Below are 14,480 nucleotides of genomic sequence, written 5' to 3'. Positions count from 1 at the left end.
CCTTGCAGGCAGTCTGCAAGGCCATATTTTCCCAATATAACCTCTGAAGTTCTTCCCCATGAAAAAGAAATTTCTACCAATACTATCTCTCCTGCTTATTATGATGGCAGTTTGGACTTCTTCCTGTAGCCAAAAATCACAAGAGTCTGAGGACTCGGAAGCGGAAAACACTTCAGGAAAAGCCTATTCCATTTGGATGGCGGATTCAGAGATAGTCCGCAATCCGGAAGGATGGACTATAGATTTCAATAAAAAGCCGAAATGGGAATATACACATGGCTTGATTATGTCCTCTATGCAGGCTGTATGGAAGCAAAAAGGAGAGCAGCGCTTTTATGACTATACAAAGAAGTTTGCCGATTTCATGGTGGACAGTGCCGGGAATATCCTGACTTACAAGAAGGCGGATTTCAATATTGACCGGGTGAATGGCGGTAAGTTTCTGATCAATCTCTACGAAGAATCAGGAGAGAAAAAATACAGATTGGCATTAGAAGAACTGCGGGATCAGATGCGTAATCATCCCCGAAATAAGGAAGGCGGTTTTTGGCACAAAAAAGTTTATCCGCATCAGATGTGGTTGGACGGTATTTATATGGGATCCCCATTTTTGGCACAATATGCAGCGGCATTCGATGAACCTGCACTTTTTGATGACGTGGCAAACCAGATTATAGTAATGGACAAATATGGCTACAGTGAGGAAACAGGGCTTTTTCATCATGCTTGGGATGAAAGCAAAGAACAGAAATGGGCAGATCCGGAGACCGGACTTTCTACAAACTATTGGGGGAGGAGCATAGGGTGGTTTGCGATGGCGCTGGTGGATGTGCTTGATTTTCTTCCAACTGACCATCCAAAAAGAAACGAGGTGATAGCCATTGCAAAAAAGCTTGCCAAAGGAATCCAACGCTATCAGACTCCTGAAGGAGTTTGGTATCAAGTGGTGGATCAAGGTACACGGGAGGGAAATTACCTCGAATCATCTGCATCAGGAATGTTTACTTATTTTCTTCTGAAAGGAGCTGAAAAGGGATATTTGGATCAGGATGATCTTGCCGCCGGCAAGAAAGCCTATGAAGGTATGCTGGCAGAGTTTGTCCGTGAAGATGCAGATGGAGGGATCAGCTTGACGAATGTCTGCGGCGTAGCAGGGTTGGGCGGCAATCCTTACCGTGATGGCTCTTTCGAATATTATGTAGGTGAAGAGATCCGGGTGAACGATCCGAAAGGAGTGGGGCCTTTTATCCTAGCCTCTTTAGAATACGAAGCGATAAGTAAGTAAGGGATGAGGAGATTGGTATTCGTCTTTGTGTTGTGTGTTTTTTCTTTGTCGGTACAAGGTCAAGAGTTCGATTTTGTGGTAGCTAAAGATGGATCCGGTGATTTTCTCACCATTCAGCAAGCCTTTGACGCTGTTCCTGATTTCAGGAAAAATGAAACAAAGATTCTGCTTAAGCCCGGTGTTTATAAAGAAAAATTGCTTCTGGCTACTTCTAAAACAAATGTATCTCTGATCGGCGAAAACGTTCAAAACACACGTGTGACTTACGACGATTTTGCGCAGAAGGAAAATAAGTTCGGGGAAGAAATGGGTACTACCGGATCCACTAGCTTTTTCGTGTTTGGTGATGGCTTTTATGCCAAGAACATCACGTTTGAGAACTCATCCGGGCCTGTAGGTCAGGCTGTGGCTGTTCGGGTGGATGGTGATAAAGTCATGTTTGAGAAATGTAAGTTTCTGGGTTTTCAGGATACGCTTTATCCCCATGGAGACCGTAGCCGACAATATTACAAGGATTGCTACATCGAAGGGACGGTAGATTTTATCTTCGGTTGGTCTACGGCGGTGTTTGAAAATTGTGAGATTTTCTCCAAAAAAGGAGGCGGCTACGTGACTGCTGCATCCACGGAAGAAGTCACAAAACATGGCTTTGTATTTATCGACTGTAAGCTGACAAGTGATGGGGAGCCTGCTTCAGTTTACCTTGGCAGGCCGTGGAGAGATTATGCGAAGACAGTCTTTATCAACACCGAAATGGGAGATCATATCAAGCAGGAAGGATGGTACAATTGGAACAAACCCAATGCAGAGAAGACTGCTTTTTACGCAGAATTCGGTTCCACCGGCTTAGGGGCTACTACATCAAAACGCGTTTCCTGGTCACATCAATTGACGGAGGAAGAGGCAGCTGAGTATTCGGTAGAAGCTGTTTTGGGAGGGGAAGATGGGTGGAATCCCAAGAATAGAAATGATAAGTAGAATTAAGTATTAATGAGAAGAATAATTTATAGTTTTTGTGTTCTGCTGGTAGCTTCCACTTCTGCTTTTGCGCAGCAAAAGAAAGTGTCCGAAGTCTGGGTGGCTGATCAGGGAGATGGCACATTTATCAATCCCATTTTGCATGCAGATTACTCTGATCCCGATGTGGTGCGTGTGGGGGAGAACTTTTACATGACGGCTTCTTCGTTCAATGCCGTTCCGGGTTTGCCTATTTTGCATTCCAAGGACTTGGTGAACTGGACTTTGGTGAATTATGCGCTGGAAAGACAAGTTCCTGTGGATCATTTTGCGAAGCCACAGCATGGGAATGGTGTATGGGCACCGGTAATCCGCTACCATGAGGGTGAATATTATATCTATTGGGGCGATCCGGACTTTGGGATTTACATGGTGAAAACCAAGGATCCATTGGGTAAGTGGGAAGATCCCGTGTTGGTGGAAGCAGGAAAGGGATTGATTGATCCCTGCCCGCTTTGGGACGAAGACGGTAGCGCATATCTGTCGCATGCTTATGCGGGAAGCCGTGCGGGTATCAAAAGTGTGTTGGTGGTGAAGCCAATGAACTGGGAAGGGACAAGAACCACCGGAGCTGGGAAACTGGTTTTTGATGGACACGACGCGCATCCTACTGTGGAAGGCACGAAGTTCTATAAGCGAAATGGCTATTACTATATTTTTGCGCCGGCAGGTGGAGTATCTACCGGCTGGCAGTTGATCTTGAGATCAAAAAATCCTTATGGGCCCTACGAGGAGTATATTTCACTGGCGCAGGGCGATACGCCAATTAATGGGCCACATCAGGGGGCTTGGATCGATACAGATAAGGGAGAGGACTGGTTTGTACATTTTCAGGATGTGGATGCCTATGGAAGAATCACACATTTGCAGCCTATGAGCTGGAAAAATGATTGGCCGACTATGGGCGAAGATCCTGATGGAGATGGTACGGGTCAGCCTGTGTTGCACTATAAAAAGCCGACTGTGAATGCGAAACAAGAGATTGCTACCCCTGCCGATTCTGATGAGTTTGACGGAAGTGATATTGGGCTTCAATGGCAGTGGCAGGCAAATCCTGTAGCCACTTGGGCTTTTGCCAATCCTGCGGAGAGCAAATTGCGGCTATTTACGGCACAGCTGCCTGAGAATGCCCGAAATCTATGGGATGCTCCCAACTTGCTTTTACAGAAATTTCCTGCGGAGGAATTTACGACTACTACTTCACTCTCGTTTCATCCAAATCCAAAACTGCAAAATGAGCAGGTTGGGCTGATCGTAATGGGAATGAGTTACGCCTATGTGGCTTTGGAAAGTACCGAAAGCGGTATTTCTCTAAACTATATAACCTGCATCGATGCGGAGCATGGCAAGGCCGAAGTGAAGAAAGAAATCGCAACATTGGATAACAATACAGTGCAACTTCGTGTGAATGTAAGTAAGGGCGGAGTATGCCAATTTTCTTACAGCGAGGATGGAAAGGAATTCACAGTAATCAACGAGACATTCACTGCTGTTCCGGGTAAATGGATCGGGGCAAAAGTCGGCCTTTTTGCCATAAGAAATACCAATACCAATGACAGCGGTTTTGCCGATGTGGATTGGTTTAGATTTAGGAAGTAGGGAAGTCGGAGGTAGGAAGTAGGGAAGTCGGAAATTTGGATTGTGGAAGCAGTAAAAAGTTGAATGGTTGAAACGTGCTTGGTTTTAGCACATTGGGCTAGCGAAAATTAAAAAACAACAAATATGAATACTCAAAATATGCAAATTAACGTAACAAGAGCGGTTTTGTCGCTTTTTTTGACTTGGCTGATTTTGCCTGCTTTTGCGCAGCAAACACTGGAAAGTATGTACGAAGGTGTGGAGTTTGATATGCCAACAGTAAAGGAAACGGGTTTTCCGGATTTTGAGAAAAACATTATAGAATATGGAGCTGTAGGCGATGGGATCTTCAAAAACTCCGAAGCGTTCAAAGCGGCGATAGAAGCGGTGAATTCCGACGGTGGAGGTAGAGTCATTGTGCCAAGGGGCATTTGGTTGACTGGCCCGATTACATTATTGAGTAATGTCAACCTTCACTTGGAGGACGGTGCTTTGGTTCTTTTTAGCCGTGATTTTGATGATTACCCCTTAGTCGAGACGAGTTTCGAAGGACTGAATACTGTTCGCTGTATTTCCCCAATCAATGCATTTCAGGTAGAAAATATTGCGATCACGGGCAAAGGTACAATAGATGGGAATGGGGATGCGTGGAGATTTGTGAAGAAAGGAAAAATGACGGAGGCACAGTGGAAAAAACTGTTGGATTCCGGTGGGGTTTTGGACGCTAAAGGATTGATTTGGTTCCCTACCCAGGAATCTCTGGATGGGTACAATGCAAGTAGTAGCTTCAATGTGCCAGACATAAAAGACCGTGCAGAATTGGAGAAAATGAAGGATTTTCTTCGGCCGGTGATGGTCAGTATCAGAGAAAGCAAACGTGTACTATTGGACGGGCCGACATTTCAAAATTCTCCTGCTTGGAATATTCATCCCTTGATGAGCGAAGATGTCATCATCCGTAATCTCAATGTGCGCAATCCTTGGTATTCGCAAAATGGCGATGGACTGGATCTGGAATCCTGCAAAAATGTGCTGATTTATAACAATACCTTTGATGTGGGAGATGATGCGATATGCTTCAAATCAGGAAAAGATAAGGATGGACGTGATCGGGGAATGCCGACGGAAAATGTAATTGTGAAAAATAACATTGTCTATCATGCACATGGAGGATTTGTGATCGGAAGTGAAATGTCCGGAGGCGTGAGAAATGTCCATGTTTCAAACTGTACTTTTATAGGAACAGATGTAGGCTTGCGGTTCAAAAGTACCCGTGGCCGAGGCGGAGTGGTGGAGAACATCTGGATTTCAAATATCCATATGATCGACATTCCCGCAGAGGCGATTCGCTTCAATATGTTTTACAGCGGCAATTCACCTATTTTGGAAGATGATCAAAATGCGGATGATGAAGCAAGAGATGAAGCTTTAGTTCCGGTAACTGAAGAGACTCCTTCCTTCCAAAATATCAGTATGAAAAATATTTATGTTTCCGGATCGGGAATCGCAGGATTTTTCATGGGACTTCCTGAGATGAAGCTGAAGAATGTAAGCTTGGAAAATTCTGTGTTCGAAACAGAAAAAGGAATAACGGCTATCGACGCCTCGGGCTTGATACTTCGCAATGTAAAAGTACTGGGAACGAAAGATACTCCACTGACTATTTACAATAGTGAAGTGGTAAATGTGAGTGGGTTTTCATTCGAGGAGAATGGAAAGTCTCCTGTGAGAGTTTTGGGAAATAAAACTTCTGATATCACATTTGATAAGAAAGACTTTAAATCTGAAACTGAAATTTCGATTGGAAACGGGGCTTTGGAATCAGCTGTTAAACTTAACTAGTATGAGAAAATTAGCTTTTTTAATGGTTGGGATAGTGATTCTTGGCTTGGTTTCTTTCCAGCAAGCGAAGGATGAAATCACGGTTTTCCTAGTCGGTGATTCTACAATGGCAGATAAACCATACGCTGGAAGTAATCCTGAAAAAGGGTGGGGGCAGGTTTTTCCCTTGTATTTCAAAGAGGGAATCCGCTTCGAAAATCATGCAAAGAATGGAAGAAGCACGAAGAGTTTCCGTGCAGAGGGTCGCTGGAAAACGGTAATGAAGCGTCTCAAGTCTGGGGATTATGTGATAATTGAGTTTGGACACAATGATCAGAAGATCAACGCGAAAGACCGCTATGCTTATGCCGATTCAGATTATAGGGATAATCTGATCCGTTTTGTAAAGGAAGTTCGGGAAAAAGGAGGGAAACCGGTTTTGGCTACTCCGATTTCAAGAAGGAGTTTTGATGAAAATGGCGTGCTGACGGACACACATGGGCGATATTCTGAGGTGGTAAGGGAAGTAGCTACTGAACTGGATGTGCCACTTTTTGACTTGCATAAGAAGACAATTGAGGTTTTGGAGCAATTTGGAGTAGAGAAATCCAAGGAACTTTTTCTGCATTATCGTCCCGGTGATTATTCCCAATTTCCTGAAGGAAGAGAAGACGATACACATCTGTCTCCTACGGGGGCTTTCAAAGTAAGTGACTTGGCAGTAGAAGAATTAAAACGGGAATTGCCTGAATTGAAGAAATATCTGAAAGATTAATCGTAAATGAAATTCGAACATTTTGCACTAAACGTAACCAATGCATCCGCCGCCTCTTACTGGTATGAGGAGCATCTCGGGTTGAAAGTAATTAAGAAAATGGCTGAGCCTCCATACATGACTTTTTTGGCAGATGACAGTGGCACAGTGATGATCGAGATCTATTCCAATCCGAAAGGAGAAACACTGGATTTTGAAAAACTACATCCTCTGGCAGTGCATTTGGCATTGGTCTCGGAGGATCCGAATGCTGATAGAGACCGTCTGGTCGAAGCGGGTGCTAAGTTGATTTCCGATGATGTTTTGCCTGATGGATCCCATCTCGTGATGGTGAAAGATCCTTGGGGATTGGCACTGCAACTGTGCAAGCGTGCTATTCCCATGATTTAGTTTGTGACAAATGGGACATAATTGCCGCATAGATTTTATCTTAGAGGATATCACGCACTAGAATTCGTTTTTTTAATGGATGACGTTCAAATTCCCTTCGGGCAAGTCAGTAACACGCTGAAAGAAATATTACTTAAGTATGGATTGACGGAAGATCGGGCACAGCGATGTGCCTTGCTTTTTGCCAAAGCTGATCTGGACGGGGTGCGCTCTCATGGTGTGAACCGGTTTTTCCTTTTTCTTGACTTTATCAAAAAAGGGTTGGTCAATCCTGACAAGGAACCTGCTATCCTAAGCCAACTCGGAATGTTTGAGCGCTGGGATGGTCAGCAGGGAGTAGGGAATCTCAATGCGGATTTTGCCATGTCTCGGGCGATTCAGCTTTCCAAAGAATTCGGGATTAGCTGTGTCACTTTACAAAACACCAATCACTGGATGCGGGGTGGGAATTTCGGTTGGCAGGCAGTGGAGGCCGGTTGTATCGGAATTTGCTTTACCAACACCATACCGAATATGCCCGCCTGGGGAGGTAGTGAACCCAAAATAGGAAACAATCCGCTTGTGATAGCGATTCCCAGGGAGAAAGGACCTGTAGTGTTGGATATGGCTTTTTCACAATTTGCCTATGGAAAGTTGAGCATAGCAAAAACAAAAGGCGAGCAAATGGATTATGAAGCAGGGTTTGACGACGAGGGGAATTTGACCAAGGATCCTGAAACTGTGCTTGCTAATCATCTGGGGTTACCGATAGGTCTTTGGAAAGGTTCGGGGCTCAGTATGATCTTAGATCTTCTTGCAGCTGTACTTTCCGGCGGGAATGCCTCCTTTGAAGTAGGCAAGTCTGGAAATGAAAGCGCTGTCTCCCAAGTTTTTCTTTGCTTTGATCCAACTAAGCTTGAGCTCACGGACTGGATAGAAACCAAGTCGGATGCTTTGATCGAAGACCTAAAAAATTCAGCAACTTTTGATAGGAAATCAATTCGATACCCGGGAGAGCATACGTTAGAAACCCGAAATAAAAATCTTAAAAATGGAGTCCCTATTTCACAGAAACTCTGGGAGCAACTTCAAAATGAACTAAAATCATGAGGAAATTAAAAATTGGAATAGTAGGAACAGGGGCAATCACCGGCAAGCATGCAGATGCAATCGCCGAAATCAAAAACGCCAAATTGGTGGCGCTATGCAGCAGTTCATCCGAGAGGGCAAAGGCTGCTCAGGAGAAATTTGGCATTGATACCTATTCCGATCTCTCTGCTTTTTTGACTCATCCCGAACTCGATGTTGTATGCATTTGCACAGCAAGCGGCCATCATATGGAAGCAGGATTATTGGCAGCACAGGCAGGTAAGCATTTGCTGATAGAGAAACCAATAGAAATAAACCTCGGTAGGGCGGATCAGCTAATTGAAGCTTGTGAAAAGAATGGGGTAAAACTTGGAGTGATTTTCCAGAACCGTTTTTCTGCTGATTACATGAAACTCAAAGCGGCGGTTCAAGCCGGCAAATTTGGTAAGCTTCTCATGGGGAATGCACATGTGAACTGGTACAGAGCTCCTGAATATTACAGCAATAGTCCCTGGAAAGGCACGCTGGAAGGTGATGGAGGAGGAGCTTTCATGAACCAAGGTATTCATACGATTGACCTGTTGCTGGATGTGATGGGAGATGTGAAGTCTGTTTTTGCTAAAGTCAAGACTGCGGTTCATCCGATAGAAGGAGAGGATTTGGGAGCTGCGCTTGTGACATTTGAGAATAGGGCATTTGGGAATATTACGGCTTCCACAGCTTTGTATCCGGGGTTGCCTGAGCGTTTGGAGATTTTTGGAAAGAATGGAAGCGCCGTTTTGGAAGCAGGCAAATTGATTCAATGGAGTATCCAGGGTGAAGAAAATGAGCCAATTTTAGCTGATACAAATACGGGTTCGGGAGCTGCCGATCCCATGGCAATCGGGCATGCACTTCACAAGGCCCAGTGGGAACATTATTTGAATGCTTTGGAGAAAAATGAGCAGGTATTGGTGGAAGGAAATATGGCCCGAAAATCAGTCGAGCTGATCCGGGCCATTTATAAGTCATCGGAACTTGAGAAGGAAGTGGAACTCCCGTTTTTTGATCATTCTTAAATCCGGAATAAAATTACTACGGCATATTTCGGGTTAAAGCGACACGCCTCTTTTCCAAGGGATAAAGTCATCTTGGCCGAGTAGCATGGCTTTGGATTTTTCTTCTCCACTGGCTACTCTGATTACTTTCTCCAGGATTTCTTCACCCATCTGTTGGATGTTTTTCTCTCCGGAGATTACATAACCTGTGTTGATGTCAATGATATCAGGCATACGCTCGGTTAGTTTGTGATTAGAGGAGACTTTGATCACAGGAGTCACAGGATTTCCGGTTGGTGTGCCCAGACCGGTAGTGAAAAGAATCATATTTGCTCCCGCTCCGGCCATGGCTGTGGTGCTTTCCACATCATTTCCGGGAGTACAAAGTAGATTCAGCCCCGGCGTGTTCACGTATTCTCCGTAGTCCAGCACGTCCGTCACTGGGGAGGTTCCGCCTTTCTTTGCCGCACCCGACGACTTCATTGCGTCAGTGATCAGCCCATCCTTGATATTGCCGGGACTTGGATTCATATCAAAGCCCGAACCTGCCGCCTCTGCAGCACCTGCATAGGCACGCATCAAAGAGGAAAAACGCTCTGCCTTATCATCAGAAACGCAGCGGTTGATCAATTCTTGTTCCACCCCGCAAAGCTCTGGAAACTCTGAGAGAATAGCCGTTCCACCCAAGGCCACTACCAAATCAGCAGCATAGCCTACGGCAGGATTTGCAGAGATTCCGGAGAATCCATCAGATCCGCCGCATTCCAGTCCAACTACCAATTTGCTCAAGGGAGCCGGTTGTCTTGTTTGCGTATTGGCTTCTGCCATACCGATAAATGTCTCTTTGATGGCTCTTGTGAGCAATTGCTGCTCGGTTCCTTCTACTTGTTGTTCTAGGATGATGAGGGTCTTCCTGAAGTCAGGATTGATTTTGCGAAGTTTTTCTTCCATGTAAGAAGACTGGGCATTTTGGCAGCCTAGACTCAAAATTGTTGCTCCGGCTACATTGGGATTGTTGATATAGCCGGCGATAAGCGCACAAAGAGCCTGAGAATCTGTTCTGGTACCACCGCAGCCTACCTGATGATTGAGGAATTTGATTCCATCTATATTTTCGAAAAGGCGCTCATCGTTTTTTTCAACTACAGTTTCTACAGAAACCGTGTCGAATGCACCTGTTTGACCGGATTTATACAGGCTAGCCATTTCTCTTACCATTTTCTTAAATGGGTTTGGCTTGCCGAAGCCAAGCTCTTCGAGGAAAGCGTCTTTGATAATGTCCACGTTTCTATTTTCACAGAATACCATAGGGATTACCAACCAATAATTGCCCGTTCCGACCTGACCGTCCGGTCTGTGAAAACCCATGAAAGTTTTGTCCTTGAATTTGCCAATATCCGGTGCGTCCCAATGGTAATCACCGGATTTTTTTCCAAAGTCCTCAGCTTCGTGGGTTACGTTTTGGGTGCTGAGTACCCCTCCTGAAGGAATAATGGAGAGAGCTTTGCCTACAATGCCACCATACATAAATACTTGGTCGCCTTTGTTCAATTCATTGACTGCAAACTTGTGTTTTGCAGGGATATTGTCTTTAAGGGTGATTTTTAAGCCGTTATGCTCAACTATATCGCCTGCCACCAGATCCTGCAAAGCGACCAAAACATTGTCCTTAGGATGAATTTGTAATGTTTTATGGTTCATTGGAATTATTCATTATATTGCGCAATCGATTGCGCAAAGTAAGTAATTGTTATGCAATAACGAAAATCATTAGTAAAATTAAAATTATTGTGAAGGCATGTCAAAATTGAAATGTGTATTTGACAATCCGGCGCTATTCCAGGCTTGGGAAGTAATGGCGAAGCACAGAAATTTCTGTTCCCGGCGTTGAAATGCCATTTATCATACAGCCTAAATCGTTTCCGTAGATCGACCTGAAATATCAGCTTAGAAAGACCTATTATTGTGTAGTATGTTTTATGTTCAATAAACCCATGACAATTAAAAAACTTCCAATCCTTTCTTTTTGTGTAATCCTGACGCTTTTATTTTCGTGTCAGGGAGTGACAGAAAAGCGAATAATCAAGCTGGGCCATGGCCTTGGGATCACGCACCCCGTGCATGAAGCCATGCTCTTTTTAGCCGAAAAAGTAGAGGAGAAATCCGGTGGGAAAATGGTGGTGAGAATATATCCCAATCAACAGTTGGGAAGTGAACGGGAGCTGGTAGAACTCCTGCAGATTGGGAGCCTGGGGATGACCAAGGTTTCTTCCGCCGCACTGGAAGGATTTGCACCCACGATGCAGGTTTTTGGGATGCCTTATCTTTTTCGTGACGATGAACACCAGCTGGCGGTTTTAAACGGAGAGATCGGCAAAAAACTCTTGCTTGATCCCGAGAAGTATCTTCTGCGCGGACTTTGCTATTATGATGCGGGTAAGCGGAGTTTTTATACCAAAAACAAGCCTATAGAAACTCCTGCGGATCTTGCGGGACTCAAGATTCGGGTGATGGAAAGCAATACTGCTTCCAACATGGTAAAAAGCCTTGGAGGATCGCCTACCCCGGTTTCTTATGGGGAGCTTTATACCGCCCTGCAGCAAGGAATAGTAGACGGAGCAGAGAATAATGCGCCAAGTCTCTATACTTCCAAGCATTATGAAGTATGTAAGTTCTACAGTATAGATGAGCATACGGCATTGCCGGATGTGATGATCGTCAGTACCAAAGTATGGGAAAGTCTAACTGAGCAGGAGCAGCAATGGCTGCAGGAGGCGGCAGATGAATCGGCTATTTATGAATACAAAATTTGGGCTGAGGCTACTGAAGAGTCTTTAAGTGAACTTGAAAAAGCCGGTGTAACTATCAGCTATCCCGATAAGGAACCGTTTCGTGCGGCAGTGGAACCTATGTACACTAATCTAAAAATTCAGCAACCGGAAATCTATAAAATCGTGGAGGAAATCCGCGCAGTAAAATAACTATTAACCCAACATATCAAACCTATGTTTTCACCCCAAACCAAGCTAAATCTGGATAAATGGATTGCCCATTTTCTGGTCGTCTTGATGGCACTCATGGTGCTCAATGTGACCTGGCAGGTGGTTTCCCGCTATGTTTTTCAAAATCCCAGTTCATTTACCGACGAACTGTCCCGTTACATGTTGATCTGGGTGGGAATGCTTGGAGCGGCATATGTAGCCGGTAAAAATGAACACCTGGCAATTGATATTCTCCTGACTAAACTGGAGGAAAAAGCACAGGATAAATTGATGATTTTGATTAACTGCTGCATTTTGATTTTCGCGCTTGTCGTAATGGTTATTGGCGGTTCAAACCTTGTTTACCTGACTTTTATTTTGGAGCAGAAGTCAGCAGTGCTGCAGATTCCTCTCGCATACATCTACGGAATTATTCCCTTTAGCGGGCTTTTGGTGATTTACTACCAGCTCGTTGCAATTAAATTTTTGACAACCATTAAATCTGCTGTGTAATGGAAGTATTGAGCGTTTTAGTATTAGTACTTTCCTTTTTGTTTTTTTTGGGTATAGGGGTACCGGTCGCTTGGAGCCTTGGACTTTCGAGTATGCTGACCTTGATGGTGACAGTTCAGACCATGCCGGCCATCACCACCATCGCACAGCGCATGGGGACAGGATTGGATAGTTTTTCCCTGTTGGCAATTCCATTTTTCATTCTTGCGGGTGAATTGATGAATCGGGGAGGTATTGCCAATCGATTGATAGAATTTGCCAAAGCCCTCACGGGCAAAATGCCGGGTGGTTTGCTTCATGTGAATATTATTGCAGCCATGCTCATGGGAGCAATTGCAGGTTCTGCGGTAGCAGCGGCATCGTCTATGGGAGGTATCTTGGGCAAAAGAATGGAGAAAGAAGGTTATCCGAAGGAACTTGGGGCCGCAGTGAATATCACTTCTTCCACGACCGGATTGATCATTCCTCCATCCAATGTGCTGATCGTTTATTCACTTGCTTCGGGAGGTGTTTCTGTAGCGGCATTATTTGTGGCGGGATATTTACCGGGGCTTTTGGTTGGGGTTTTACTGATGGTGACAGCGGCGATTATGGTGAAAATCCATAAACTGCCGGCGGGAGAAGGGTCTTCTTTGGGGGTTGTTTTGAAAACATTCTGGGATGCAGTACCCAGTTTATTTCTACTGATCGTAGTGATAGGAGGGATTATCGGAGGCGTATTTACAGCAACAGAAGCCTCGGCTATTGCTGTGGTCTATTCTTTGGTCTTGTCGATGATCTATAGGGAACTGAAAGTGAAGGACCTGCCTTCGGTATTGTTGAAATCCGCCGAAACCACTGCGGTAGTGATGCTACTGATCGCAACTTCCATGGCGATGTCTTGGGTGATGTCGAGTGAAGAAATTCCCCAAAACATTTCCAATGCCCTTTTGGACTTGAGTGACAATATTTTTGTCATTCTGCTTATGATCAATTTGCTATTGCTATTCGTGGGGATCTTTATGGATATGACTCCGGCAGTATTGATTTTTACTCCTATTTTCTTGCCTGTAGTGACCGCATTGGGAGTAGATCCTGTACACTTTGGGATCATGATGGTGCTCAATCTATGCATTGGGCTATGTACTCCACCCGTGGGATCTATTCTCTTTATCGGTGTAGGAGTTGCACAGACCACAATTCAAAAAATCCTGAAACCCATGCTTCCATTCTACTTTGCAATGGTGTTGGCGTTGATCTTGATTATGTTATTCCCGGAGATTACGATGTGGCTTCCGAGGGTGTTTGGGGTTTAAAGTGTCGGGTGACAGATGTAGGATGCCTGATGATCCCAGAACAAAAAGTGGCAGTTTTACGACTGCCGTCTTTTGTTTTGGCTTTTTTGATCTTTAGGTGGAGATTTACGTAAATTGTAAATAACAAAATCATAAGGCTATGGAATCTATAACTATTGATATTTTAAATCCAAAAGTCAAAGGCATTCTAAATGATTTGGCTGATTTGGAATTGATTTCTATCAGGTCACAATCAAAAAGCGAGATGATCAAGCGAATCTTGGATGCTTTTGAGGACGTTGATTCTCATGAAAAGGGTGTGAAAAAACTTAAAAGTATAGACGATGTATTGAATGAACTTTGAGATTCTGGCGACAGCTTCTTTCGAGAAAAAACTGAAAAAAATCGCCAAAAAACATAAGTCGGTTAAAGAAGATTTGAAGACGCTAATTTCTCACTTAAATAAAAACCCCAAGTTGGGTAAGCCACTTGGTAAAGATTGTTTCAAAATACGCCTTGTAATTTCCTCAAAAGGTAAAGGGAAATCGGGAGGAGCTAGAGTAATTACTTTTTTGAAGTTGGTAAAAAACAGGATTTACTTACTGGATATTTACGATAAATCGGACAAGGATTCCCTTTCTGATAAAGAACTAAAAATCCTAATTGATCAGGTGAAAATGCCGGATTAACTTTTTAATTTTTAATAAAGCAAACCTTACATCCGAATCAAAGTTAGCCTAA

The 14,480-nt window shown here is 44.1% G+C and carries 14 protein-coding genes; 13 read left to right on the top strand and 1 reads right to left on the bottom strand.

Translation table 11 applies throughout. The features are described from left to right. Positions 1-58: 58 nt before the first annotated feature. From J2X69_RS06510 to J2X69_RS06475, 8 genes are all read left to right on the top strand, one after another. Positions 59-1,285 (top strand): glycoside hydrolase family 88 protein, encoded by a 1,227-nt coding sequence (locus J2X69_RS06510; protein WP_310100364.1) that lies wholly within the window; start codon positions 59-61, stop codon positions 1,283-1,285. Between the two features lie 3 nt (positions 1,286-1,288). Further along, positions 1,289-2,263: a pectinesterase family protein gene (locus tag J2X69_RS06505; protein WP_310100361.1), complete on the top strand. Its 975-nt coding sequence runs from the start codon at positions 1,289-1,291 to the stop codon at positions 2,261-2,263. A gap of 12 nt (positions 2,264-2,275) precedes the next feature. Then, on the top strand, positions 2,276-3,901 hold the full coding sequence (locus J2X69_RS06500) for a glycoside hydrolase 43 family protein (protein ID WP_310100358.1): 1,626 nt from the start codon (positions 2,276-2,278) through the stop codon (positions 3,899-3,901). 138 nt (positions 3,902-4,039) lie between these two features. Next, complete coding sequence (locus tag J2X69_RS06495) at positions 4,040-5,722, top strand: glycoside hydrolase family 28 protein (RefSeq protein WP_310100355.1); 1,683 nt, start codon at positions 4,040-4,042, stop codon at positions 5,720-5,722. A 1-nt stretch (position 5,723) separates the two neighbouring features. Further along, entirely contained in the window at positions 5,724-6,476 is a 753-nt protein-coding gene (locus J2X69_RS06490; protein WP_310100352.1) for a rhamnogalacturonan acetylesterase, read from the top strand. Between the two features lie 6 nt (positions 6,477-6,482). After that, positions 6,483-6,866 carry a VOC family protein gene (locus J2X69_RS06485; RefSeq protein ID WP_310100347.1) on the top strand — a complete coding sequence of 128 codons (384 nt, stop codon included), beginning with the start codon at positions 6,483-6,485 and terminating at the stop codon, positions 6,864-6,866. Between the two features lie 75 nt (positions 6,867-6,941). Continuing rightward, entirely contained in the window at positions 6,942-7,955 is a 1,014-nt protein-coding gene (gene yiaK / locus J2X69_RS06480) for a 3-dehydro-L-gulonate 2-dehydrogenase (protein WP_310100344.1), read from the top strand. After that, positions 7,952-8,992 (top strand): Gfo/Idh/MocA family oxidoreductase, encoded by a 1,041-nt coding sequence (locus J2X69_RS06475; RefSeq protein ID WP_310100341.1) that lies wholly within the window; start codon positions 7,952-7,954, stop codon positions 8,990-8,992. Before yiaK ends, J2X69_RS06475 begins: the two co-directional genes overlap by 4 nt. Before the next feature lie 33 nt (positions 8,993-9,025). On the opposite strand, the gene J2X69_RS06470 is transcribed toward J2X69_RS06475, so the two are convergent. Then, entirely contained in the window at positions 9,026-10,672 is a 1,647-nt protein-coding gene (locus J2X69_RS06470) for an altronate dehydratase family protein (RefSeq protein WP_310100337.1), read from the bottom strand. 293 nt (positions 10,673-10,965) lie between these two features. On the opposite strand from J2X69_RS06470, the gene J2X69_RS06465 reads away from it, so the two are divergent. The 5 genes from J2X69_RS06465 (at position 10,966) to J2X69_RS06445 (ending at position 14,428) form a co-directional block, all read left to right on the top strand. Further along, positions 10,966-11,952, top strand: a complete 987-nt coding sequence (locus J2X69_RS06465) for a TRAP transporter substrate-binding protein (RefSeq protein ID WP_310100334.1) — start codon at positions 10,966-10,968, stop codon at positions 11,950-11,952. A 24-nt stretch (positions 11,953-11,976) separates the two neighbouring features. Then, positions 11,977-12,465, top strand: coding sequence for a TRAP transporter small permease (locus tag J2X69_RS06460; RefSeq protein ID WP_310100331.1), 489 nt, complete (start codon positions 11,977-11,979; stop codon positions 12,463-12,465). Further along, entirely contained in the window at positions 12,465-13,760 is a 1,296-nt protein-coding gene (locus tag J2X69_RS06455) for a TRAP transporter large permease (RefSeq protein WP_310100329.1), read from the top strand. The genes J2X69_RS06460 and J2X69_RS06455 overlap by 1 nt, the downstream gene beginning before the upstream one ends. Before the next feature lie 139 nt (positions 13,761-13,899). Continuing rightward, positions 13,900-14,103, top strand: a complete 204-nt coding sequence (locus J2X69_RS06450) for a hypothetical protein (protein ID WP_310100326.1) — start codon at positions 13,900-13,902, stop codon at positions 14,101-14,103. Further along, entirely contained in the window at positions 14,093-14,428 is a 336-nt protein-coding gene (locus J2X69_RS06445; RefSeq protein WP_310100324.1) for a type II toxin-antitoxin system RelE/ParE family toxin, read from the top strand. The genes J2X69_RS06450 and J2X69_RS06445 overlap by 11 nt, the downstream gene beginning before the upstream one ends. Positions 14,429-14,480: the final 52 nt, after the last annotated feature.

Source organism: Algoriphagus sp. 4150 (genome assembly GCF_031457395.1).
Taxonomy (GTDB): Bacteria; Bacteroidota; Bacteroidia; order Cytophagales; family Cyclobacteriaceae; genus Algoriphagus.
The sequence above is the reverse complement of the archived record's forward strand: the minus strand, read 5'-3'. Positions and strand labels throughout refer to the sequence as shown.